The sequence below is a fragment of the Solwaraspora sp. WMMD792 genome (assembly GCF_029626105.1).
Taxonomy (GTDB): domain Bacteria; phylum Actinomycetota; class Actinomycetes; order Mycobacteriales; family Micromonosporaceae; genus Micromonospora_E.
This window is the reverse complement of the sequence record NZ_JARUBH010000009.1, coordinates 890,128-913,327: the sequence shown is the minus strand read 5'-3', so window position 1 is coordinate 913,327 and position 23,200 is coordinate 890,128. Positions and strand designations below refer to the sequence as shown.

22 protein-coding genes are annotated in these 23,200 nt (G+C 70.4%); 18 read left to right on the top strand and 4 right to left on the bottom strand.

Going from position 1 to position 23,200, the window contains the following annotated elements:
• Positions 1-20: 20 nt before the first annotated feature.
• From pcaH to rnhA, 8 genes are all read left to right on the top strand, one after another.
• Positions 21-767, top strand: coding sequence for a protocatechuate 3,4-dioxygenase subunit beta (gene pcaH, locus O7629_RS05675; RefSeq protein ID WP_278167933.1), 747 nt, complete (start codon positions 21-23; stop codon positions 765-767).
• Positions 764-1,351, top strand: coding sequence for a protocatechuate 3,4-dioxygenase subunit alpha (pcaG, locus tag O7629_RS05670; RefSeq protein WP_278167932.1), 588 nt, complete (start codon positions 764-766; stop codon positions 1,349-1,351). Before pcaH ends, pcaG begins: the two co-directional genes overlap by 4 nt.
• Entirely contained in the window at positions 1,326-2,753 is a 1,428-nt protein-coding gene (gene pcaB, locus O7629_RS05665) for a 3-carboxy-cis,cis-muconate cycloisomerase (RefSeq protein WP_278167931.1), read from the top strand. Before pcaG ends, pcaB begins: the two co-directional genes overlap by 26 nt.
• Complete coding sequence (gene pcaD / locus O7629_RS05660) at positions 2,753-3,571, top strand: 3-oxoadipate enol-lactonase (protein ID WP_278167930.1); 819 nt, start codon at positions 2,753-2,755, stop codon at positions 3,569-3,571. Before pcaB ends, pcaD begins: the two co-directional genes overlap by 1 nt.
• Positions 3,549-4,028: a 4-carboxymuconolactone decarboxylase gene (gene pcaC, locus O7629_RS05655; RefSeq protein WP_278167929.1), complete on the top strand. Its 480-nt coding sequence runs from the start codon at positions 3,549-3,551 to the stop codon at positions 4,026-4,028. Before pcaD ends, pcaC begins: the two co-directional genes overlap by 23 nt.
• A 29-nt stretch (positions 4,029-4,057) precedes the next feature.
• A complete protein-coding gene (locus tag O7629_RS05650) occupies positions 4,058-4,864 on the top strand; it encodes an IclR family transcriptional regulator C-terminal domain-containing protein (protein ID WP_278167928.1) in 807 nt (268 codons plus the stop codon).
• 61 nt (positions 4,865-4,925) lie between these two features.
• Positions 4,926-5,543, top strand: a complete 618-nt coding sequence (locus O7629_RS05645; RefSeq protein WP_278167927.1) for a hypothetical protein — start codon at positions 4,926-4,928, stop codon at positions 5,541-5,543.
• Positions 5,540-6,052: a ribonuclease HI gene (gene rnhA, locus O7629_RS05640; protein WP_278174419.1), complete on the top strand. Its 513-nt coding sequence runs from the start codon at positions 5,540-5,542 to the stop codon at positions 6,050-6,052. The genes O7629_RS05645 and rnhA overlap by 4 nt, the downstream gene beginning before the upstream one ends.
• Before the next feature lie 144 nt (positions 6,053-6,196).
• Here rnhA and O7629_RS05635 read toward each other — a convergent pair whose 3' ends face one another.
• Positions 6,197-7,606 carry an MFS transporter gene (locus O7629_RS05635; RefSeq protein WP_278167925.1) on the bottom strand — a complete coding sequence of 470 codons (1,410 nt, stop codon included), beginning with the start codon at positions 7,604-7,606 and terminating at the stop codon, positions 6,197-6,199.
• 81 nt (positions 7,607-7,687) lie between these two features.
• Between O7629_RS05635 and O7629_RS05630 the strand changes: the two genes are divergently transcribed.
• The 3 genes from O7629_RS05630 to O7629_RS05620 all read left to right on the top strand — a co-directional run bounded on the left by O7629_RS05630 (position 7,688) and on the right by O7629_RS05620 (position 10,289).
• Positions 7,688-8,347: a TetR/AcrR family transcriptional regulator gene (locus O7629_RS05630; RefSeq protein ID WP_278167924.1), complete on the top strand. Its 660-nt coding sequence runs from the start codon at positions 7,688-7,690 to the stop codon at positions 8,345-8,347.
• Between the two features lie 125 nt (positions 8,348-8,472).
• Positions 8,473-8,823, top strand: coding sequence for a hypothetical protein (locus O7629_RS05625; RefSeq protein ID WP_278167923.1), 351 nt, complete (start codon positions 8,473-8,475; stop codon positions 8,821-8,823).
• 92 nt (positions 8,824-8,915) lie between these two features.
• Positions 8,916-10,289, top strand: a complete 1,374-nt coding sequence (locus tag O7629_RS05620) for a hypothetical protein (RefSeq protein ID WP_278167922.1) — start codon at positions 8,916-8,918, stop codon at positions 10,287-10,289.
• 29 nt (positions 10,290-10,318) lie between these two features.
• Here the strand turns inward: O7629_RS05620 and O7629_RS05615 are convergent, their stop codons facing one another.
• On the bottom strand, positions 10,319-10,699 hold the full coding sequence (locus tag O7629_RS05615; RefSeq protein ID WP_278167921.1) for a MerR family transcriptional regulator: 381 nt from the start codon (positions 10,697-10,699) through the stop codon (positions 10,319-10,321).
• 95 nt (positions 10,700-10,794) lie between these two features.
• On the opposite strand from O7629_RS05615, the gene O7629_RS05610 reads away from it, so the two are divergent.
• Entirely contained in the window at positions 10,795-11,571 is a 777-nt protein-coding gene (locus O7629_RS05610; RefSeq protein ID WP_278167919.1) for an NADPH-dependent F420 reductase, read from the top strand.
• On the opposite strand, the gene O7629_RS05605 is transcribed toward O7629_RS05610, so the two are convergent.
• Positions 11,564-12,403 carry a helix-turn-helix transcriptional regulator gene (locus O7629_RS05605; RefSeq protein ID WP_278167917.1) on the bottom strand — a complete coding sequence of 280 codons (840 nt, stop codon included), beginning with the start codon at positions 12,401-12,403 and terminating at the stop codon, positions 11,564-11,566. The two genes, O7629_RS05610 and O7629_RS05605, sit on opposite strands and share 8 nt — an antisense overlap.
• Positions 12,404-12,516: 113 nt before the next feature.
• Between O7629_RS05605 and O7629_RS05600 the strand changes: the two genes are divergently transcribed.
• Positions 12,517-13,512 carry an aldo/keto reductase gene (locus O7629_RS05600; RefSeq protein WP_278167915.1) on the top strand — a complete coding sequence of 332 codons (996 nt, stop codon included), beginning with the start codon at positions 12,517-12,519 and terminating at the stop codon, positions 13,510-13,512.
• Positions 13,513-13,543: 31 nt separating this feature from the next.
• Here O7629_RS05600 and O7629_RS05595 read toward each other — a convergent pair whose 3' ends face one another.
• A complete protein-coding gene (locus tag O7629_RS05595; protein ID WP_278167904.1) occupies positions 13,544-14,455 on the bottom strand; it encodes a LysR substrate-binding domain-containing protein in 912 nt (303 codons plus the stop codon).
• 70 nt (positions 14,456-14,525) lie between these two features.
• Here O7629_RS05595 and O7629_RS05590 point away from each other — a divergent pair, with 70 nt between their 5' ends.
• The 5 genes from O7629_RS05590 to O7629_RS05570 all read left to right on the top strand — a co-directional run bounded on the left by O7629_RS05590 (position 14,526) and on the right by O7629_RS05570 (position 23,135).
• Positions 14,526-15,275, top strand: a complete 750-nt coding sequence (locus O7629_RS05590) for a glucose 1-dehydrogenase (RefSeq protein ID WP_278167902.1) — start codon at positions 14,526-14,528, stop codon at positions 15,273-15,275.
• Positions 15,272-16,681, top strand: a complete 1,410-nt coding sequence (locus O7629_RS05585; RefSeq protein WP_278167901.1) for an MFS transporter — start codon at positions 15,272-15,274, stop codon at positions 16,679-16,681. The genes O7629_RS05590 and O7629_RS05585 overlap by 4 nt, the downstream gene beginning before the upstream one ends.
• Positions 16,682-16,869: 188 nt before the next feature.
• Positions 16,870-17,097, top strand: a complete 228-nt coding sequence (locus tag O7629_RS05580) for a hypothetical protein (protein ID WP_278167900.1) — start codon at positions 16,870-16,872, stop codon at positions 17,095-17,097.
• A gap of 24 nt (positions 17,098-17,121) precedes the next feature.
• Positions 17,122-17,472 carry a hypothetical protein gene (locus tag O7629_RS05575; protein ID WP_278167899.1) on the top strand — a complete coding sequence of 117 codons (351 nt, stop codon included), beginning with the start codon at positions 17,122-17,124 and terminating at the stop codon, positions 17,470-17,472.
• Positions 17,473-17,576: 104 nt separating this feature from the next.
• On the top strand, positions 17,577-23,135 hold the full coding sequence (locus tag O7629_RS05570; RefSeq protein ID WP_278167898.1) for an NACHT domain-containing protein: 5,559 nt from the start codon (positions 17,577-17,579) through the stop codon (positions 23,133-23,135).
• Positions 23,136-23,200 lie beyond the last annotated feature (65 nt).

The window sequence follows — 23,200 nt, the reverse complement described above, 5'->3', positions numbered from 1 at the left end:
CTGACCAAGGAGGCACCGCCATGCCCGACACCACGCCCGTACGGGCCGACCGCCCCGGCGGGCTGCTCCTGCCCCGCTACCGGCGCGACGACACCGCCGTGCACCCGCCGCTGCTCTCCCCCGGCTACAAGTCCACCGTGCTGCGCGCCCCGGCCGAGTCGCCGGTGCTGCTCCCGCAGACGCTCACCGAGATCACCGGCCCGCTGCTCGGCGAGGGCCGGGTCACCGCAGCCGACGCCGACCTGAGCCGCAGCGGCGACGGCGAAGCGCAGGGGCAGCGGATCGTCGTGCACGGCCAGGTCCGCGACAGCGACGGCCGGCCCGTGCCGGACACCCTGGTGGAGGTCTGGCAGGCCAACGCCGGCGGGCGCTACCTGCACAAGCTCGACCAGCACGACGTACCGCTCGATCCGCACTTCACCGGCGTCGGCCGGGCGGTGACCGACTCGATGGGCCGCTACCGGTTCGTCACCATCAAGCCCGGCGCGTACCCGTGGCGCAACCACTTCAACGCGTGGCGGCCGGCGCACATCCACTTCTCGTTGTTCGGTCGGGCCTTCACCCAGCGGCTGGTCACCCAGATGTACTTCCCCGACGACCCGCTGTTCCCCTACGACCCGATCTTCAACTCGATCCCCGACCCGGCCGCCCGGCAACGGCTGATCGCCAGCTTCGACCTGGCCAACACGGTCGAGGAATGGGCGCTCGGCTTCCGGTTCGACATCGTGCTGCGCGGCACCGAGGCGACCCCGATGGAGGAATCGTGACCACCAGCGTGCCCGCGTCGGACTGGGACCGGCAGACCGGGCTGACCCCGGCGCAGACCGTCGGGCCTTACCTGGGGATCGGCCTGCCCTGGCCGGACGGGCCGTTCGTGGTCGACGAGACCGACCCGGCGGCCATCTGGCTGCGCGGTCGGCTCCTCGACGGCGCCGGCGACCCGGTGCCGGACGGTCTGATCGAAACCTGGCAGGCCGACCCGCAGGGCCGGTTCGACCACCCGGACGATCCGCGCGGCGCGGTGACCGGGTTCCGCGGCTTCGGCCGCTGCCCCACCGACGAGACCGGCGGGTGGGCGGTACGCACCCGCAAGCCGGGGCCGGTGCCCGGCCCGGACGGGCGGCCGCAGGCCCCGCACGTCGCCGTGTCGGTGTTCGCCCGTGGGCTGCTGCACCGCGTCGTCACCCGGATCTACTTCCCGGACGAGGTCGACGCGAACGCCGCCGACCCGGTGCTGGTCGGGCTGCCGCAGGCCCGACGGGATACGTTGATCGCGACCGCCGAGCCGGACGGCTACCGGTTCGACATCCGGCTACAGGGCGACCATGAAACCGTTTTCTTCGCCGTCTGACTCGGAGTCGACCGTCGACGGTCGGCGGGTCGTCGACAACGAGGCGCCGCTCGACGATCCCGCGCCGGTCGGTCTGTTCGACCCGCTGCTCGCCGCAGGCGGGGTCCGGGCCGCCGTCGACGACCGGGCCTGGCTGCGTGCCATGCTCGACGCCGAGGCGGCGCTGGCCCGCGCCCAGGCGGCCTGCGGCTCGGTGCCGGCAGCGGCCGCCGAGGCGATCACCGGCACCGCCCGCGACCACCGGTTCGACCCGGCGGCGATCGGCGCGGGTGCCACCAGCGCCGGCAACCCGGTGGTGCCGCTGGTCGCCGCGTTGCGCGCCGCCGTCGGGCCGGACACCGCCCGGTACGTGCACGCCGGTGCCACCAGTCAGGACATCCTGGACACGGCCGCCATGCTGGTGGTCCGCCGGGCGCTGGGGCCGATGCTGGACGACGTACGGCGGGCCGCCGCAGCCGCCGCCCGGCTGGCCGAGACGCACCGGGACACCCTGCTGCCCGCCCGGACCCTGCTGCAGCAGGCGCTGCCGACCACCTTCGGGCTGGTCGCCGCCGGCTGGCTGACCGCGCTGGACACCGCCGCCCGCCGGCTGGGCACCGTCCGGGACGAGGTCCCCGCCGTTCAGCTCGGCGGCGCCGCCGGCACCCTCGCCGCGTTCGGCGCCGACGGCCCGGCCCTGGTCGACCTGCTCGCCACCGAGCTCGACCTGATCGCCCCGCAGTTGCCCTGGCACACCGACCGGAGCCGGCTGGCCGACCTGGCCGGCGTGCTCGGCGGCACCGCCGGCAGCATCAGCAAGATCGCCCGCGACGTCACGCTGCACGCCCAGACCGAGGTCGCCGAGCTGGCCGAGGAACGTCCCGGCGGATCGTCGACCCTGCCGCACAAACGCAACCCGGTCGCGGCCGTCACCGCCGTCGCCTGCGCCGACCAGGCGCCCGGCCTGGTCGCCACCCTGCTGGCCGCGATGACCCAGGAGCACCAGCGGGCGGCCGGCGGCTGGCACGCCGAGTGGCGGGCGCTGCGCAACCTGCTGGAGTCGGTCGGCTCGGCCGCCTACTGGCTACGTACCTGCCTGGAAGGGCTGCGGGTGGACGCCGTACGGATGCGGGCCAACCTCGACCTGACCGGCGGGGCGCTGCTCGCCGAACGGGTCAGCGGGGCACTGGCCGGGCAGCTCGGCCGGCACCGGGCCAACGAGATCGTCAAGGCGGCGGTCACCGGCGGGCCCGCCGCCGGGCTGGCCGAACGGCTGGCCGCCGACCCACAGGTCAGCGCGGTACTCACCCGGGCGCAGCTGGACGAGTTGCTCGACCCGGCCGGCTACCTCGGTGCGTACCGCGAACTGATCGACCGGGCGCTGCGCGCCCACCGCAGCCGACCGACTCAGGAGGACCGCTGATGACCACCGACCGCCACCCGGTGGAGGTCGACCACGAGATCGTCGGACCCGACGGTGCGCCGGTGGTGCTGCTGGCCAACTCGCTGGGCAGCACCCGGGCGATGTGGGATCCGCAGGTGCCGGTGCTCACCGGTGCCGGGCTGCGGGTGCTGCGCTACGACACCCGGGGGCACGGCCGCTCCCCGGTACCGCCCGGTCCGTACAGTCTGGACGATCTCGGGGCCGACGTGCTCGCCCTGCTGGACCGCCTGGAGCTGGACCGGGTCCACGTGGCCGGGGTGTCCCTCGGCGGGATGACCGGAATGTGGCTGGCCGGACACGCCGCCGCCCGGGTCGACCGGCTGGTGCTCTGCTGCACCTCGGCGCTGCTCGGCCCGGCGCAGGCGTGGGCCGACCGGGCGGCCACGGTGCGGGCCGAGGGCACCGGGGTGGTGGCCGACACGGTGGCGGCCCGCTGGTTCACCCCCGGGTTCGCCGTGCGGCGCCCCGACGTCTTCGCCGCTGCCCGCGCGATGATCGCTGCCACCCCGGCCGAAGGGTACGCCGGCTGCTGCGTCGCTATCGGACAGATGGACCTGACCGGGCTGCTGCCGAGGATCACCGCGCCGACCCTGGTGATCGCCGGCGCCGACGACCCGGCCACCCCGCCGTCGCACAGCGAGACGATCGTCGCCGGCATCCCCGACGCCACTTTGCGGATCGTCGCCGACGCCGCGCACCTGGCCAGCGTCGAGCAGGCCGATCAGGTGTCCGAGCTGATCCTGACGCATCTCACCGGACAGGAGGTGACCGGCGATGCCGACCGATCCGCCGGCTGACGCCACGACCCCGTCGCCGGATCCGAGGTACGACGCCGGGATGGCGGTACGCCGGGCGGTCCTCGGCGACGCGCACGTGGACCGGGCGGTGGCCAACACGACCGAGTTCACCGCCGACTTCCAGGACTTCATCACCCGGTACGCGTGGGGCAGCGTCTGGACCCGCGACGGGCTGGACCGGCGGACCCGCAGCTGCGTCACGCTCGCCGTACTGACCGCCCTGCACTGCACGGACGAGCTGGCGATGCACGTGCGGGCCGCGCTGCGCAACGGGTTGACCGCGCAGGAGATCAACGAGGTGCTGCTGCACACCGCGGTCTACGCGGGTGTGCCGGCCGCGAACAGCGCGTACGCGGTGGCACAGCGGGTGCTGGCCGAGAACCCGGGACCGGATGGTCGGATCTCCGACAGCGAAGCAAGATCATCGTCGGATCCGGGCACCGTGGAACCCGGTTAGGGTTCGGCGACCATCACCACAGGAGAATCATGACCGAGCACGGGCGGGAAGCTCATTTCGTGCAGTCGTTGGAGCGTGGCCTGGCCGTGATCCGTGCCTTCGACGCCCAGCATCCTGAGTTGACACTCAGCGAGGTGGCCCGGATCTGCGACCTGACCCGCGCCGCCGCCCGCCGGTTCCTGCTCACCCTGGTCGACCTCGGCTACGTCCGCACCGACGGACGGATGTTCTCGCTCACCCCCCGGGTGCTGGAGCTGGGCTACGCGTACCTGTCCAGCATCTCGCTGCCCGAGGTCGCCGAACCACACCTGGAACGGCTGGTCGCCCAGGTGCACGAGTCGTCGTCGGTGTGCGTGCTGGACGGCGACTCGATCGTCTACGTCTCCCGGGTGCCGACGTCGCGGATCATGACGGTGTCGATCAACGTCGGGACCCGGTTCCCGGCGTACGCGACCTCGGTCGGCCGGGTGCTGCTGGCGCACCTGCCCGAAGATGAGGCGGTCGCCCGGCTGGAACGCAGCCGGCTGGACCGGCTCACCGGCCGTACCGTCCACACCATGCCGGCGTTGCGGGCGGAGCTGAACCGGGTCCGCGCCCAGGGGTACGCCATCGTGGACCAGGAGCTGGAGGAAGGCCTGCGGTCGGTCGCGGCACCGATCCGGGACCGGGCCGGCAAGGTGGTCGCCGCGGTGAACATCTCGGTGCACGCCAGCCGCAACACCGTCGAGTCGATCCGCCGCGAACTGCTGCCGCACCTGCTGGCCACCGCCGCGAAGATCGAAGCCGATCTGCGAATCGCCGCTCCGAGCCGCGCCACCCGACTGCCCGGCGCCTGACCGCCGCGTCCGGGACCTTCGGCCCGATGCCGGCGCAGGGTCGGGCGGCCACTGTTGAGGTATGGGCTCAACCACCGAGCTTTCCGGGCCGACCAGGTCCCACCCGTGGACGGTACGGGTGGCGGCCGGCACGCTGATCTTCGTCGGCGTCACGGCAGTCGCCGGTGGCGTGGAGATGTGGCTGTACCCGTACGGCAACGAATTCGTGCGTACGGAATGGCTCCGTGACCTGCCGTTGGTCGACACCTGGCGGCTACCCGGGCTGGTGCTGGGGCTCGGTCTCGGGCTCGGCTCGCTGGTCAGCGCGTTCGGGCTGCTGCGCAGACCACGGTGGCGCTGGCTCGCCCCGGTGCAACGGGCGACCGGCCGGCACTGGTCGTGGGCCGCCACCGCACTGGTGGGGATCGCGCTCGGCGGGTGGATCCTGCTGGAGGTCGTCCTGCTGCCGCAGCGGTCGGTGATCGAGGCGCTCTACGGCACCCTGGCGGCCGGGCTCGTCGGGCTGTGCTCGACCGCGTCGTTGCGGCGCTCGCTGGCGCTGACCCCGGACCGGGACGTCGTGCCCGGTCAGCAAGTACGGCGGGCCGCGCCGGAGCGGACTCTCCGACTGGAGGAAAACGTCCATGCCGGGACGACTGCGGTGAAGCCGGCCAGTAGGTTGTCCGGGTGGCGGGGCTGAGGACGACACGGGTACAGATCTGGACCGACGGCGCGTGCAGCGGCAATCCGGGGCCGGGCGGTTGGGGTGCCCTGCTGCGCTACGGCGACGCCGAGAAGGAGTTGTGCGGCGGTGAGGCCGGCGCGACGACGAACAACCGGATGGAGCTCACCGCCCCGATCCGGGCGCTGGCCGCACTGACCCGGGCATCCAGCGTCGACCTCTACACCGACAGCACGTACGTCCGTAACGGCGTCATGTCGTGGATGGCGAACTGGAAACGCAACGGCTGGCGGACCAAGGCGGGCGAGCCGGTCAAGAACGAGGACCTGTGGCGGGAGCTCGACGCGGCCGTCACCCGCCACCACGAGGTCGTCTGGCACTGGGTGAAGGGCCACGCCGGCCACGTGGAGAACGAACGCGCCGACCGGCTCGCCGCGCGCGGTCAGCGGGAGGCGCTGGAGGCCGCCGGCCTCCCGGTGCCGCCGTTGCCGCAGCCGCGCCGCCGCGCCGCACCGCGCCGCAGCTGACCGCCGCGTGCCGGTCGGGAGACCAGGGTGCGTTCGATGACGTGATGCCACAGGTGCATCTTGATTCATCTCCGGCATCAAGCCGCCGAGCATCATGACGGTCGGCTGCTGATCCGCTACCGCCGCGCGCAGGCGAGGCGGAGATCATTGTCGATCACGCTGGGCGGGCAGCGCCAGTACGACGACCGCCACGGCAATCATGATCACGGCGATTGCGGAGAACGCGCGGTTGTAGGCGTCGATCTGTGCGGCCGGGCCGGTGCCGGACCCGGTCGCGACAGTGACCAGAGCCGCCAGCCCCAGCGCACCGCCGACCTGTTTGGTGGTGTTCATCAACCCGGACGCCGCACCTGCGTCCGACGTCGGCACGCCGGAGGTGACCGCAGTGGTGATCGGGGTGTTCAGCAGTCCACTACCGATGCTGAACACGACGGCTGGGCCGAGGATCCCCGCGAGGTAGCTGCTCTGCACCGTCAGGTGGGACTGCCACCAGAACCCCGCTGCCGCCAGCGACGACCCCGCCGCGATGAGGATCCGCCCGTCGACGTGGCGCATCAGCCACGGCGTCACGAGAGCGCCCACCACGACCGTCACCACCGTGTGTGGCAGGAACGCCAGCCCGGTCCGCGCCGGGCTGTAGGCGAGCACGTTCTGCATGGACAGCGTGAGGAAGAACCACATCGGGTTGAGGCACGCCCCCGCCAGCAGCATTGCCACGTTGCCCACCGACACCGAGCGGTTAGTGAACAACCGCAACGGGATCAACGGCGACACCGCCCACCGCGCCTCGACCGCCACGAACGCCGCCAACAGCACCGAGCCGATCACCAGGCCGGCAACCGCCGACGGCGAGGACCACCCAGCGTCCGCCGCCTCGGCGATTCCGAACGCCAGCCCTCCCAGTCCTGCTGTGGCCAGCACCGCCCCGGTCACGTCCAGTCGTGGACGTACGGCCCCGGGGCGGTCGGCGACCACATGACGCACAGCGAGGAAGGCCACCACCACCCCGATCGGCACGTTGATTAGCAACGTCCACCGCCACGACAGGTACTCCGTCAGCGCGCCGCCGGCAAGGTTGCCTGCCGTACCTCCGGCGACACCGACGGCGGTCCAAACCGCCAACGCTTGCGTCCGCACCCGCCCTTCGGGAAAAGAAGCGGTCAGAATCGTCAGCGTCGCCGGCGCCAGCACCGCCGCCCCCAGCCCCTGCGCGGCGCGGGCGGCGACCAGCAACGTCGCCGAGCCGGCCAGGCCCCCGACGAGACTTGCTCCGGCGAACAGCACCAGCCCGATCAGGAAGATACGACGGTGCCCGAACGAGTCGGCCAACCGTCCGCCGAGCAGCAGGAACCCGGCGAACGTCAACGCGTAGGCGTTGACCACCCACTGCTGGCTGGCTTCGTCGAACCGCAGCGCGTCGCGGATCGACGGCAACGCGACATTCACCACCGAGATGTCGAGCACCACCATGAACTGCGCGACACACGCCACCGCCAGCACGGTCTTAGCTGCTACCCCGCTACGACCGGCACCGACAATGCTGTTCTGCGTCATGCCCCTCCCGTAGTGATACAACCGTATCAAGAAAGAGGTCAGCATAGGGTAGCCAGACCGAACACAACGAGAGGGACCGCGGTGCCCAGGACCACCGACCACGCCGTGCGGCGGGCACAAATCGCCGACGCCCTCGTCCGGATCGCCGGCCGGGAAGGCCTGCACGCCGTGACCATGCGCTCGGTCGCCGCCGAGGCAGGCGTGTCACTCCGACTCGTGCAGTACTACTTTCAGAACAAGGAACACCTGTTGATCGGCGCCCTGCGACACCTGGAACGGCAGAGCCACCACCGTTGGGCGCAGCGCCTTGCCGGGCTACCCGACCCGCCACCGCCACGAGCGGTCGTCGAAGCGTTCCTGATCGAGGCCCTGCCGACCGACGAACCCAGCCGCGTCTTCCACCTGGTCGGCACGTCCTACGCCGTCCTGGCGATGACTGACCCCCAAGTCGCCGAACAACCCTTCATCCGGGGCGTCGACCGCCTGGAGCAACAACTCGCCGACACCCTGACCCGCGCGCGCACCACCGGCCTCCTGGCACCCGACGCGGACCCCGCCCTCGAAGCGAGCCGGCTGATCGCCCTGGCCAATGGTCTCGGCACCAGTCTCCTGGTCGGCCAACGCACCCCGGAAGTTGCCACCGCAGTGCTGCACTACCACCTCGATCGCCTGTTCGATCACGATGGGCGGGCTGCGGTGACGGAGAATCGTAAGTCCGGCTCCTCCGGCCACACTTCATGATCCTGATCGGAAACACCTCCGGGCCAAGCGGCCGCGTTCAACATCGACGATCCTGAGCACGCCGCTACGCGCAGGCCTTTTCCCGAGGCGTCGGCGACAGTGATCTCGCCATTGGTGTGGCACAGGTGTCACTACACGTCGGCCGGACCCTCACCGGGGCCGGCGATCCAACGGCGGCATCGGAACGCGCGGAGCGCACGGCCGCCGCCCTGGCCGCAGCCGACGTGGAAGAGCCAGGCAAGCACCGTCTGCACCGGGCCTGGCTGGCACTCAAGACAGGCCGTCCAGTCGACGCCGAGGCCCTCGCGGCGCCCCTCGCGGTCGAAGGCGACGATCGTTGGGAAGCGTTCATCGTCGTCGCACGGAGCCTGCTGGCGCAGGGCCGCGCCGAGGATGCCAAGGCCTACATGGCCGATCACGGCCTCGACCCGGACTACGACCTTGACTACGATCCGTACGCCGACGACGAGGACTGACCGCTGACGGACGCTCATCGGCACGTCCGGCGGTCCGCCCTGCGGCAGCCCAGCTGCGATCGGCGAGTTGCCGGGTGGATGATGATGAATGGGTGAATCTGCGCCGTCCAATCAGCTCCCGGGTGCTTGAGGTGGTTCTCGCCGCGTCGCTGGGTGGACTCGGCTGTTACCTGGTGAGCCTGCAGTTCGCTGCCGGCGTTCCGGTGTCCGGTCGGCTCTGTACCGGGGTGACCTCGCTGATCGCCCTGCTCATGGCGGCCTTCCTTCTTCAGTACGCGTCGCAGGAGTTTCGGGTCGATGTCGACCGGGACGGCTGGACGGTGCGGATCGGCCGGTACCGACATGACCTGCGGTGGGCCGAGATCTCGATGGTGGTGACCCAGAACCGGGAGGTCGACGGGCAGAGTCACCGTATGCCGATTCCCGCGCTCTACCTGGTGCCGGACCCGGGCGTCAGCCTGGACGCTCCAGGTGATTTTCAGGCCACCGTGGATGGACGACCAGCGGTACGGCTGTTCGACCTGGCCGAACCGAAGATCGAGGAGAAGCAGTTCATCCGCGACCTGGCAGGTCTGGCCGGTGACCGCCTCCAGATTCGGGTCCACCGCCTCAATCTGATGCTGCCGAGCGAGGACGCCCGGCAACCGTCGAGCGGCGGGAGAACACTTCCTGCCTTCCCTCCTGGCGTAGCGGGCGTGCGGACGCAGCGCTGGCTGAACCGGCGGCGCTTCCCGCTGTTCGTCGGCTGGTACCTGTTCGCTGTCGTCCCCGCGTTGCTGCTCACCGGCTTCGCGGCCCGGCTGCACGAGTTGCTCGGCACCGCAGTTGCGGTACTCGGTCTACTCGCGGTCGTCGCCGCGTACGCCCAGTTCGTCACGCTGTTCACCCATGCCACCGACCTCGTTGACGCCGAGGTAACGATCGCCGGTACGGAACTCGTTCGGGCGATCGGTGATCGCACCCAACGCGACGACATGCACGGCGGCAAAGCCGTGGTGCGGCCACCGGGAGCGACACGAGGCTACGGCAAGGCCTGGCTGCTCGGGTTCCCGCGCGCCGTGGTGCTGCTCGGCGATCCGCGAACCGGACGGCTTCGCGACGCGGCCGACCTGCGCGCCCTGTCGGCGGTGCTGCGCGAGTCGCCGCATGAGACCGACCGAGCCGCCGCCCGAGACATCGACAGCATCGCCCCGCAGTCCCAGGTCGACGACTTGACAAAGCCAGGCGGTGCCGGAATCGCCCGCATGTGGGTCTCGCTGACCAAAGCCGGCCGCGTCCTGGTCTGGGCCGTCGTCGTGGGCTCCGTCCTGCTGGCCGGCGGCTGGATGGTGGAGAGCACGCGCTACCTGGGAGGCGCGGTCGTCCTCACCGGTGTTCTTCTGGCCGTGCTGTGGGCGCTGTACACGCTGTACCGGATACTCGCGCTGCTCGGCGCGGCGTGGCATGCGGTCCGGAGGAACCACTGACCAGCTTCGAACACCCGCAATGTGGTCTATCAAGCCCTTTGGTGATGTCGTGGGGGTGCGTCGCATCTCCAGGTGGGGTCTGTGGCGATGGCGATGACTTCGTCGAGGCGGACCCGGGCCTGGGTCATCGCGGCGATCTGCGCCTCCAGCCGCTCCCGCTCGGCGTCCAGCAGGGCTCGTGACCGAGGTACGCACTCGGCCTCGAGCAGCGGCAGCAGATCGGCGATCACCCGGCTGGACAGGCTGGCCGAGAACCCCCGCCGAATCAGCGCCACCCGGGCGACGGCCGTCTCGGCATAGCGGCGGCGGCCCGCCGAGTCCCGGTCGGCCGCCAGCAGGCCCTGCTCCTCGTAGTAGCGCAGCGACCGCACGCTCGCACCGGTGCGGGCCGCCAGCTCCCCGATGCGCACCTATGACCACCACCACATCGTCGAGACCTCACATCAATGGCAGCTCCTAGCGTAGCCACGGCAGCCCTTTCATCCCCTTGCAGAGGAGTCGTCACATGGCAGGAACGCTCGGCATCATCGGCAGCGGCAACATCGGCTCCGCCATCGCCCGCAGCGCGGTCGGCGCCGGTTGGCACGTGGTGATCAGCAACTCGCGCGGGCCGGAGAGCCTCGGCGACCTGGTCGCCGAGCTTGGCCCGCTCGCCCGCGCCGCCACCCCGACCGGGGCGGCGCAGGCGGGCGACCTCGTGGTCGCGACCATTCCCCTGGCCAACTACGAGCAACTGCCACAGGAGGCGCTCGCCGGCAGGACGGTGATCGACACCATGAACTACGCACCGGCCGTGACGGGTTGGGCGCGCCCGGAACTCGACGCCGACGAACTCACCTCCAGCGAACTCGTGCAACGGTTCCTGTCCAGCTCCTCGGTGGTCAAGGCGTTCCACGACGTCAACGGCAGGCTGCTGCGCGAACTGGCCCGCCCGGCCGACGCCCCGGACCGCACTGCCCTGCCCATCACCGGCGACGACCTCGCCGCCAAAGCGCAGGTCACCGAGCTGATCGACGACTTCGGCTTCGACACCGTCGATGTCGGCGGCCTCGCCGAGAGCTGGCGCATCGGCCCCAACACTCCGCTGTACTTCGAGGCATTCGTCGGAGCGGTTCCGCCGGGCCTGAGCCTGCCGGAAATCTACGCCTGGCTGGCCACCACCCCGATGATCCCCCTCCCGGCCGCCACGGTCGCCGAACTGGCCGCCACGACCGAGCGCCAGCCGGCAGGCTTCCAGCTCACGCCCTCGGCCCAGCCGGTGGCGACCCGGCCGGTCAGCTGACCGGGAACTCTTCGACGCCCAGCACCCGCAGTAGGTCGAGGCGCTCGCGGGACTCGGTGTCGGCCGGCGTCAACACCACCAGCTCCTGACCCAGATCCGGGGTCACCAGGGTCTCGCAGTCCAGCACGATCGGCCCGACGCGGGGGTGCACGAACGTCTTGCGATCCGCCCGCCGTGCGCCGACCTCGTGCTCGGCCCACAGCCGGCGGAACTCGGAGCTTGCTACCTGCAACCGGGCGATCAGACCCGTCACTGTCGGATCGTCACAACGTCGGCCCGCGACGGCACGCAGGTCGGCCACCAGCTGGCGGGAATGGCGCTCCTGCTCCACGGGCGGGTGGACCGGGCGGGAGTCGGGCTCGGCGAACCAGCGATAGGCGAGATACCGCCGATCACCGGTGAACCCGGTGTGGTCGCCGGTCAGCAGCTTGGCGGTCGCGTTCTGCGCCAGCACCTCCCCCAGGTCGGACACGACCATCGCCGCCGTGTCACCCAGCAGGTCCAGCATGCGGACCAGGCCGGCGCGGGCGAGGCGGGCCACGCCGTCGGCGGGCGGGGGCTGGTGGCCGGCCAGGTGGAACAGGTGGTCGCGTTCGTCCTCGGACAGGCGCAGGGCGCGGGCCAAGGCACCGAGCAGTTGGGTGGAGGGCTGGCTGCTGCGGCCCTGCTCGAGGCGTACGACGTAGTCCACCGACATGCCGGCCAGCATCGCGACCTCCTCGCGCCGCAGGCCCGCGATGCGGCGGCGCGGGCCGACGGCGATGCCCACCTCGGCGGGGCGGATTGCCTCGCGGCGGCGGCGCAGGAAGTCGGCGAGCTGCTCACGCTGCATGGTCCCCATACTCCTCGGCGGCTGCCCCGCGCGCGAGGGTCGAGACAGGGAGCGGCGCTCCCACGATGAACGCTCCGCTACCGGCCGTCCGCTCGTGGAAGCAAGGTGGGCACATGCAGAAACGAACCTTGGGAACGACTGGTCCGGCCGTCGGTGCACTGGGTCTGGGTGCGATGGGGTTGACCAGCGGCGTGTACGGCGTCTCCGACCGCGCCGAGAGCGTCGCGACGGTACATGCGGCGCTGGACGCGGGGCTCACGCTGATCGACACCGGCGACCACTACGGCACCGGGCACAACGAGATGCTGCTGGCTGAGGCGCTACGCGGTCGGCCGAGGGACAGTTACGTGCTGAGCCTCAAGTTCGGGGCGCTGCTCGCGCCGGGCGGCGGTTTCCTCGGGCAGGACAGCCGGCCGGCGGCGGTGAAGAACTTCCTGATCCACTCGTTGACCCGGCTGGGTGTCGACTACGTCGACATCTACCGGCCGGCACGACTGGACCCGGACGTGCCGATCGAGGATACGGTGGGCGCGATCAAGGACATGATCGAAGCCGGGTACGTGCGGCATGTGGGACTGTCCGAGGTGGGTGCCGAGACGATCCGCCGGGCGCACGCCGTGCACCCGGTCGCCGACCTGCAGATCGAGTACTCGCTGATCTCGCGCGGGGTGGAGGCCGACGTGCTGCCGACGCTGCGGGAACTGGGAGTCGGGATGACCGCGTACGGTGTCCTGAGCCGAGGCCTGATCTCGGGCCACTGGCAGAACACCGGAGCGCGACCGGGTGACCACCGCAGCCGGATGCCACGGTTCTCGGGTGACAATGTCGAACACAACCTGGCTCTGGTGGCGGCGCTGCGGCGGGTGGCCGAGGCGAAGGGCTGCACCGTGGCTCAGCTGGCTATCGCGTGGGTGGCAGCCCAGGGCGGCGACATCGTCCCGCTCGTCGGCGCCCGTACCCGCAATCGGTTGACCGAGGCCCTGCCCGCCGCCCACCTGGTGCTTTCCGCGGACGACCTGGCCGAGATCGAGAAGGCTGTGCCGGCCGGCTCGGCACGGGGCGACCGCTACCCGGCCGCGATGATGGCAAACCTCGGCACCGGCAACTGACCCCGACGACGCAAGCACGTCGCCTGGTCGACTAACCGTCACGCTGCGCCGGGGCTGCCGGCAACAGGTCCAGAAACCGGGTAAGCACCGGCGAGGTGTCGGTCGCCCGCCACATTGCCGCGGAGATCACCGGACGGTCGGCGTCCCGGATGGAAATGTAGTCGAGGCCCTCGGTGCGTATCAGCTTGCAGGACTCCTGCACCAGGGCCACTCCGAGCCCGGCCGCAGCCAGGGTGAGTTGCGTGCCGAGTTCCCCGGCGTACCGGATCGACTGGGGGGTGTAGCCGCCTCGCGCACACATCGACACCAGATCGTCGTGCCAGAATGCGCAGACGTCGCGGCCCAGCATGACAAGCGTCTCCCCGTCGAGGTCGCGCAGCGAGACGTTGTCCTGTGCGGACAACGCGTGCCCGGCTGGCGCGGCGACGAGGAAACGCTCGGTCGACAAGGTCCGCAGCCGCAGCTGCGGCTGCCCGCAGTCGACATCGCCGAGGGTACTGAGGAACGCGACGTCCACCACGTCGTCGTGCAGTGGCTGGCCGAGGACGCCCATCGGCAGCTCCCGCAGGCTCAGCTCCACCTCGGGAACGACCCGCTCGAAGACGGAGAGCGCGGTGAGGAACGGCTGGGACGAGGCGGTCGGGTGGTAGCCGACGCGGAGTCTGCCCAGCTCTCCGTGCCGCGCCCGCTCGGCCACCGACTCCGCCGTCCGGGCCTGTTCCAGGGTTCGCCGCGCCTCCGCTAGGAAGAGCCGGCCGACGTCGCTGAGCTTCGTGCGGCGGCGCTCGCGCACCAGCAGATCGACCCCGAGAGCCGACTCAAGTCGCAGGATCTGCTGGGAGAGTGCCGGTTGGGCCACGTGCAGCCGGGCTGCAGCGCGGCCGAAATGCAGTTCCTCGGCGACGGCGACGAACGCCTCCAGGTGTCGCAGGTCGAACTTCATGCGCGTACATTATCAAGTCATCGAATCCTGGTCTTTGACCTTATGAACTGTGGCTCCTACGGTCGATCACATGGATGCCACGACAAACCTGGACGGCAAGGTAGCAATCGTCACCGGCGCGACCGGCGGCATCGGCGCTGTCATCGCCCGCGCCCTCACCGAGGCCGGCGCGGCGGTCACCGTCGTCGGCCGCCGCGCCGAGGCCGGTGAGGCCGTCGTGAAGGACCTGCCGCGGGCGTCGTTCGTCGCCGCGGACCTGACCGACCACGACACGCACCGCCACCTCGTCAACACCACGATCGACCGCTTCGGCAGGCTCGACATCCTCGTCAACAACGCCGCCGCACACACCAGCGGACCGGCGATCCAGGGCACCGAGGAGGACTTCGACCGCATCGTCGCGCTCAACTACAAGGCCGCCTTCTTCCTGACCCAGGCCGCGCTCCCGGCCCTCGTCGCGTCCGGCGCCGGACGGATCGTCAACATCAGCTCGATCGGCACGATCAAGACCTTCTGGGGTGCGGCGATCTACAACTCGTCCAAGGCCGCGCTGGACAACCTGACCCGCACCTGGGCGCTGGAGCACGGCGCGGACGGGGTACGCGTCAACGCGGTGAATCCCGGCATCGTCATCGACGGCCCTATGTCCGCACCAGCCCAGGCGTTCCTCGACATCGAACGCGAAGTGCTGCCGACGATCCCGGCCCGCCGGCTGGCTACCGCAGCGGATGTGGCCGCCGTCGTGACCTTCCTCGCCGGCCCAGGTGCCGATTACCTCAACGGCGTGATCGTCCCGCTCGACGGCGGCCTGACCGCGTGACCGGTAACGCCACCCAACGCAGGGCCGCGGTCACGGCACTGTGCGTCGTTCAGTTCATGGTGGTGCTCGACAGCACGATCACGACGGTGGCCATCGGAGCCATCCACGTCGACCTGGCCACCGACGAGCACACCCTGCAGTACGTGCTCTCCCTGTACGCGGCAGCGTTCGGCGGCCTGCTGCTGCTCGCCGGCCGGGTCGCCGACCTCGCCGGAGGACGCCGGGTGTTCGTAGCGGGCGCCGTCACCTTCACCGGCGCCTCGCTGCTGTGCGCGGTGGCCACGACGATGCCGGCGCTGCTCGCCGGCCGGTCGGTCCAGGGTGCCGGAGCCGCGTTCGCATCCGCAGCCGCATTCGTCCTCCTGCTGGACCTCTATCCCGAGGGACCGGGCCGCAACCGGGTACTCGGGATCTGGGCCGCCCTCGGCGCATCCGGCGCGGCGACCGGCCTGATCCTCGGCGGGGTCCTCACCGACCTCGGCGGCTGGCACCTCGTGTTCGCCGTCAACGTGCCGTTGGGAGCCGCCGCGGTCGCGCTCGCCAGCCGCGTGCTGCGACCGACACCGCCCGCGGCCCCCGCACGGGCCGTACAACTGGACCTGCCCGGCGCGATCACCGCGACGCTGGGCACAGCGACACTGCTGTTCGCCGTGACTCGCGGACCGACTGTGGGATGGTCCGAGCCCGGCACTGCGCTGCTCCTCGCGGGCACCGCCGTGCTGCTTGCGACCTTCGGGATCGTCGAGGCGCGCTCATCTGATCCACTGTTGCCGCTGGCGGCGCTCACCCGTGGGCCCGTGCCGGTCGCCGCCGTCGTGATCGCGTGCCTGATGGCGGTCGTCGGCAGTCAGGGATTCTTCCTCGTGCTGTACCTGCAGCGAATCATCGGTCTCGGTTCGACGGCAACCGGGCTCGCCATCGCGCCCAGCGCCCTGGCCGCGCTCGTCGCGACCACAGCCGCAGCACGGCTCGCCGGTCGGATCCCGGCCCGCGCCCTCGCCGTGGCCGGGCTCCTACTGGTCGCCGCAGCGCAGATGCTGCTCGGGCGCCTGCCGGTCGACGGGTCCTACCTCCGTGACCTGCTGCCCGGACTGCTGCTGTTCGGGCTCGGGCTCGGCACCGCGTTCGTCGCCGCCACGATCGCCGGTACCGCCGGGTTGGCCCAGGCGGACAAGGGCCGAGCCTCCGGCATCCTGAACACCGCCCAGCAGCTCGGGATCGCCCTCGGGGTCTCCGTGCTCGTCAGCGCTACCGCCGTCAACTCGACCCGACCGGAGATTCTGGCGTCGAGCTACGGAACCGGACTGCGTCTCGGCGCGTTCGTCGCGGTGGCGGGCGCCCTCATCGCCGCAGTTGGTAGCCACACCCGGACCCGCGTCGACACCGGTCCGGCCAGCCGTCAGTAGCCGTTGACAGCATCCGCATCCGCGCATCGGCAGGACCGCCCGTCGAACTAGGCGGCTGGGTGGACCGCATGTCACACCGTCAGAATGTCCGGGTCGTACAGCGCTGAGGAGGCTGCCGCGAGGGAGGGGCGTCCGGAGTCGGAGTACTTCCGGGAGGCGCTCCATATCGCCGCGCTACGGGCACGTCGTTGGCCAAAGGACTGGACATTCCGGAATTCGGCTTCGGCCGGCCGGTGAGTGATACCGTCCCGTCGCGGTACGCGGCACTGCGCCTGGATCTCACGGACGCCACGAACGTCGTGCTGGCCGAGCAGTACGAGACGGATGCGGTGTTGACACTGGACCAGCGGGATTTTCGGGCCATCCGTCCGCTGAGCAGTCGCACGGCGTTCCGGGTTCTGCCCGACGACCTGTGAAAGCAGGGGGCGCATACTCTCCCCATGACATCTACCGGCTCGTCATGGCTGTCGTTGTGGTCCACCGACTCGCTGTTGTCGATCGGATCCCATGGCTCGGTGCTGTCGATCGGCAGCGTCGGCTCGATCGCCTCCGTCGGCAGCGTCGGGTCCGCAGGATCGGTGCTGTCGGTCGGCTCCGCGCTCTCGATCGGGTCGGCCCTGTCCTGGCGGTCCCGCTGGTCGATGATGGCTGACCGCTCCGTCGGAGCCGTGATGGGCTCTCGTGAGCGGGCCGGCGCGCTGATCGGCCCGCCTGCGGCGCTGGCAGCCGTGGCGCTGGCCGCCTACGCCGGCTACCTCCTGGCGCGCAGCCGCCAGGATAAAGGTCGCTGATCGCCGCCGCCGCTATACGGCTGATGGAGTGGATCATTTGTACGGTCCGCACTGTTGCTGAGTGACGGACACTGATGGGTGCGTTCGCTTGGGATGATGACCGAGTGCGAACCCCTTCGTCCGGACGACTCATCGCCGCCGGGATCCTGGCCCTCACCGCACTTCTCCTGGGCGGCCTCGCCGTAATCCTCAGCCGCCTCGGCCTGGAACGCGCCGATCAGCTCGCGAGCGTCGTCGCGATGTTCATCGGGGTCCTCGCCTTCGGCGCGGCCGTGATCGCTGTGCGTCAGGGCAGGACGGTTACGTCACCGGTGCGGACGCGGAGGCAGCGGACTGCCTGGGGTCGCCGTCCGCTGCGCGACGACGTGTGGCGGTTGCTCCAGGACATCGAGGCCGCCGCCGACCGGTCGCCGAGCCGGCTGTTGCGCAACCGGCGGAACGAGGTGTCCACCGTCTACGTTCAGCAGCGGGTGGAACAGCCACAGTCCGCCGAGAGCCGCGCCGACGATCGGCGGCGTCGGCTGAGCCGTTTCGCCGACGAGCGGCTGTTCCTTCCGTTCGACGAGCGCCCTCGGGTGATCCCGGTGCGCCGTCCGCTGGAGAAGGTCTTCGACCAGCACCATCATCTGCTGATCGAGGGCGGGCCCGGCACCGGCAAGTCGACCACGGCGGCGCAGATCTGTCGTCAGCTGGCCAGGGCCTGGCTGCACGCCGACGAGCACGGGCGTCGGTTGTCGGCGAAGCCGCTGCTGCCGCTGCTGGTCACGGCGCGATCGCTGGCCGCCCACGCTGGCCAGAAGTGGCCAGAGGCACTGGCGGCGGCCGCGTCACAGGGCCTCGGCATGGCTGCCCGCGACTCGGTCGATCCGGCGCTGCTCGCCGGTCCGGTCGACGGCGCCGAGTGGCTGATAGTGATCGACGGCTTGGACGAGGTCCCCAGCGATGAGCGGGAGACCTTCATGGCGGTGCTGTCCGGATGGACGGCCGCCGACGACCGCCCGTGGCGTCTGCTGATCACCACCCGGCCGCTGGCCGGGCACGCCACGGCAATGCTCGGCGCCGGAACGATCGGCCACTACACACTGCTACCGTTCGACCGGCGGATGCTCGCCGACTTCGCCCACCGCTGGTTCGGTCCGTCGCCGGAGGGCGCTGATCAGGCCACTGGCTTCCTGTCTCAGGTCGCATCAGCCGGCCTGCACGAAGTGGCGGCGGTGCCGCTGATGGCGACCATCGCGATCACCGTGTACGCGGACGATCCCGACTCCCGCCTGCCGCGCAACCGCCACGACCTCTACGAGCGTTACCTGCACTGGCTCCGGCAGTACAACGCGGCCCGCCGTGCCTCGGCGCGCACCGCGCTGACGGCCACGCTGGACGGTGACAGCAACAACTCCGAACTGGTCGCCGCGCTCTGCGACCGCACGGACGATCTGGTCGAAGAACTCGCGGTGGTACGGGTGCGCAGCCGCCGCTCGCTGATCCTGACCGCGATGGACTGGCTGCGCCGCGAGGCCGGTCCGGTCAGCGGCAGACCGCCCGAGGACATGGCGGAACTCGTCTCCGAGGTGCTGCTCAGCACGGGACTGCTCAGCTTCCGGGACGCAGGACCGGACTTCATCCACCTGACGTTCGCCGAGCACTTCGCCGCCCGACGATTCGCAGCCGAGCTGCCGGACCGTTTCGACGCGGACGACACGGGATGGCGCCGCGCGCTGCACCGCGCGGTCCGCGACGAGCCGGGCGCGATGGCGGTACTAATCAGATGGACCAAGTTCCATCCAGGCGACGGGGACCTGCTGAGCTGGCTGCTCAGCGGTGGAGCAGCCGACCGGGCCACCGCAGTGCGGCTGGTCGCCGAAGGCGCCGCGGCCTCCGACCGGCAACTCGCCGCCTGCCTGGACTCGCTTTCCGACCGGCTGTGGAGGGCTTCGCCGCTTGGGGCGGTCGAACTGGTCGCCCCACTACGCCGATTTCCGGTCACGCCGATCCTCGTCGGCTGGCTCGCCCGACACGTCGAGATCGCGGAGCCCGGCTCAGCGGCATGGGCCGCCCTCGTTGCCCTGCTCGCCGACCGGGATCGTTCTCGACGGCCGGCCCTGGAGGCAGAACTGTTGGCCCAGGCTGGCGGGGGCGATTCGTTGGCCGCACGGCTGGCCTCGGTGATCGCCCTAGAGAACATCGGCTCGGACCAGGAGGCGGAGCTCGCCCGGCTCCTGGCAGACACTCTGACAACGGCCGGCGGCACCATTTCGCAGCGGGTCGCCGTCGCGAGCCACCTCATCGACCGGGAAGGCGATCCGAGGGACCGGGCGCTCCAGGTCATGCGGGAAACCCTCGGCGATGTCGCCGCGCAACCGTCCCAACGACAGGTGGCGGCGGAGGCCCTGGCCGAGTGGGACGACGCATCCCGTCAGCTGATCCTCGCCGAGCTTCGCTTCACCCTCGACAAGCCGGACCTCAACGTCTCCGAGCTGACCGGGGTAGCGGAGACCATGCTCGCCGTCGATCGAACCTGCCGGGCCGAGATCGCTGGTCGCTGCGCGTATTTTCTTTCCGAAAGATACATCTATGACGGCGAACGAATCCAGGCCGCGCGACTGTTGACCGAACTGGGGCCAGAGTATCGCCCGGACGGGATCCGGTGCCTGCGCCACCTGTCATCCGCTGACGACGTCGATCCTGACATACGCATACAGGCTGCCGTAAGCCTGGCACGAGTAGGCGAGGAGCACTGGCCCGAGGTGGTCGAAGCGATATGTCGCGCGCTGTATGACAGCGGCAGGTCGACCCGAGGTTTCGTGCCATATTGGCGTTTGCCGGGGATCGAACGTGACCTAAGGGATCGGATCGCGGATGCGATCGAGGCGCTGACCGACGAATCAACGCTCGACACCGCCGAGGTGTCCCGCATCCGAGCTTCAGCCGTCGACCTCGACCCTCGTTTCCAGCCCGATGCGGACGACGTCCTGCGGGTCGCCGCCGGCCGCTCATGGACCTTCAAGGAGACAACAAGCCTCATCGCACTGTCCAGCGACTGTTCTCTGCCAGTCGCCGCCGAGTTCGATCGGCAGTTGAAACGGCTTGTTGCGAGCCCTGAGGTCGATCTGCCCGATGAGACCGTGCGCGCCACGGCGCGCTATATACGCGCGTATCGCCCCGACCCGGTTGTCGAGTCGTTGCTCCACGGATTGATGGTCGGGTCGTCGACACGGGTGCGAGCACGTCTCGATGCGGCACTTGAGCTGATAGACCATCCCACGCACAGTGCCGCAGCGACGAAAGCTATTGTCGATGTCCACGTCCCGCCCTCGCAGCGGCGGTGGCTGTTCAATGCATACAGCGAGCTGGTCAGCCGGCACGCTTCCGCCCTCGAGGTCCTGGAGTCATATGCTCGAAATCCACACATAAGTCCGACATGGCGAGTCGACGTGATCCCACTACTCATCAAGCGCGCTCCACAGCGGGCGGCCGAGTGGCTGGCACTGTTACGGGACATGCTGTCGGAGCGGACCAACGACCTCGAAGATCGCCGCTGGATCGCAATGATGCTCGCGGAGAACCGGGCGGTGGCCGATGCCGCTCAGGTATTGGAGCCGGCCGCATCCGACGCTTACGCCCTGGACGAGGAACGCGTCAACGCCCTTGCCTGGCTGGCGCAGACCGAGACGAACGGAACCGGCAGGTACCGCGCTGGGCTGCTGTCGTTCTTCTCCGACCGGCACGAGCCAATCGAGTACCGGGTACAGGCACTCCAGGTACTCCTGCGCCACGGGGACGACCGGCACGTTCCCCCACTGCAGCTGACAGACGATCTGCTGTGGACCAATGTTCCTTCCGTCTACGACGCCCAACGCACAGCTGAGCTCCTGTACCGCTCGGGGTGGGGGCGCGACACGGCCCTGGAGAAAGCGATTGGTGACCTACTTCTTCGATCGCTGGCGCGGCCATATCCCCTCGGCGGCTATGTCCCGCCCGAGACCGGCCGTCGACTGGATCGCATCGACGGTGCCATGACGGCGGTCCGCGCCTCCCTGGCAGCCCAGCCGCCGACAACGACGGCGGTAGTCACCGCCGCCATAGCTCTTCCAGAGGAGGAATCCGCAGCGGTGGCCGGGATCCGGCGGATCCTGGACGAACCCGCCGCGACGCCAGAAGACCGGGCCCAGGTTCTGGAACTGCAACTCGACCTGTCACCGGCACACCGCGTACCCGCAGTAGAAGTACTCCATGCTGCACTGCGCCGGCCCGACGACGGACCGGTGCCACCACCGATCGATCCGATCGACGCCGCCCGGCTGCTCTACCAGGTCGTCCACAGCAGAGCGGAGGCCGGCGCAGCGCTCGCGACGGTCGCCGGCGACAGCAAGGAGACCTGGCGCCGCCGCCGCGAGGCCCGAGCCATCCTGGCGAAGGAAGGCGGCCAGCGCGGACTCCGGCACGCCGACCTGTCGTTCCTCACGGAGTCGGGCGACGACCAGCTGTCGTTGCCTGACCGCTGCGCCGCCCTGGTGCGGCGAGCAGACGAGGTGCCTGGCACCCTAGCCGACACCCTTGACAGGCTCCGCAGCATGCTGACCGCCGCTGACAGCATTACTACCCGGACCGCCGTCCAACTGGCCATAGTGACTGTCGATCCCGAGCAGGACGAGCCCTTCACCGAACTCCTCGCAATGCTGACCGCCAGCGACACCCCCTTCGGCACCGTCATCGAGATCACGCAAACGCTGGCTACGGGCACGCCCGTTCAGCGACTTCGCGCTGGCCTGGCGACAGAAGAGATCCTCGAACGTTCAGATATCACTCCAGTGCGCCGGGCAGCGCTGCTCGCCCTGCTGGCGCAGATGCTTCCGGACACCGTACACAGAGTGGTGACCGAGGTGACCGGCATCGCCGCCGACCCCAGCCTGCCCCCGTTCGTCCGAATCCGAGCGGCCACCATCCTGCTAGGCCTCGGATCGGGCGCCGCCGCGCGGCCGGCACACGACGTGCTCCACGACCTGCTGGACAAGCCAGGCACGCCCGGCTACCTCCGGGTGCTCGCCGGTCAGACCTTGCTCGACGCGCCCGGACCACGGCGCTCGGAGACCCGGGCACGCCTTCTGGAGCTGGACGCCGCCCCGGACGATCGCCTGGCGGCAGCTGTCGCGGTGCTGCGCACCGACGGTCCGGAGCCGGCCGTTCGCCTATGCCCACGGGAGCCGTCGGCGTCCATGCGCATGCGAGAGCTGCTGGCGCTGCCGGGTGCCAAGCCGTACACGATCCTGACCGCCGCGCGGGCGCTCGGCGGCACGGGAGTCTGGGCGGACCGCGCAGCCGCCGCGACGACGATGCGCCAGCTGGCCGACAACCCGGCAGCACATCCGTTCGTGCGGTTCATGGCGCTGGCCGCGATCCCCGAGATGGACTTCGCGGAGGCGGGCACATGCGCCCGCCGCCTGCTGAAGGTGATTATCGACGACGAAAGCCCGTTAGATCACCGGCGATGGGCGGCCGAAGCCCTGGGCAAGACAGCGCGTTCACACCAGCGCACCGCCCGCGACGCGCTCCAGACGCTCGACGGCGACCACCTCGACCCGCGCGCCCGCCGCCGGCTGCACCGATCCGTAGCCTCCATCTCCAACGGCTCAGACTGGATTCCCCAACAGGGAGGCCAGTCTTAGCCCACCCGGGCCCGGCCTGCTGCCTGGTAGCCGGAGAACGGCGGCGGGCTCGGAGGTACGCCCGG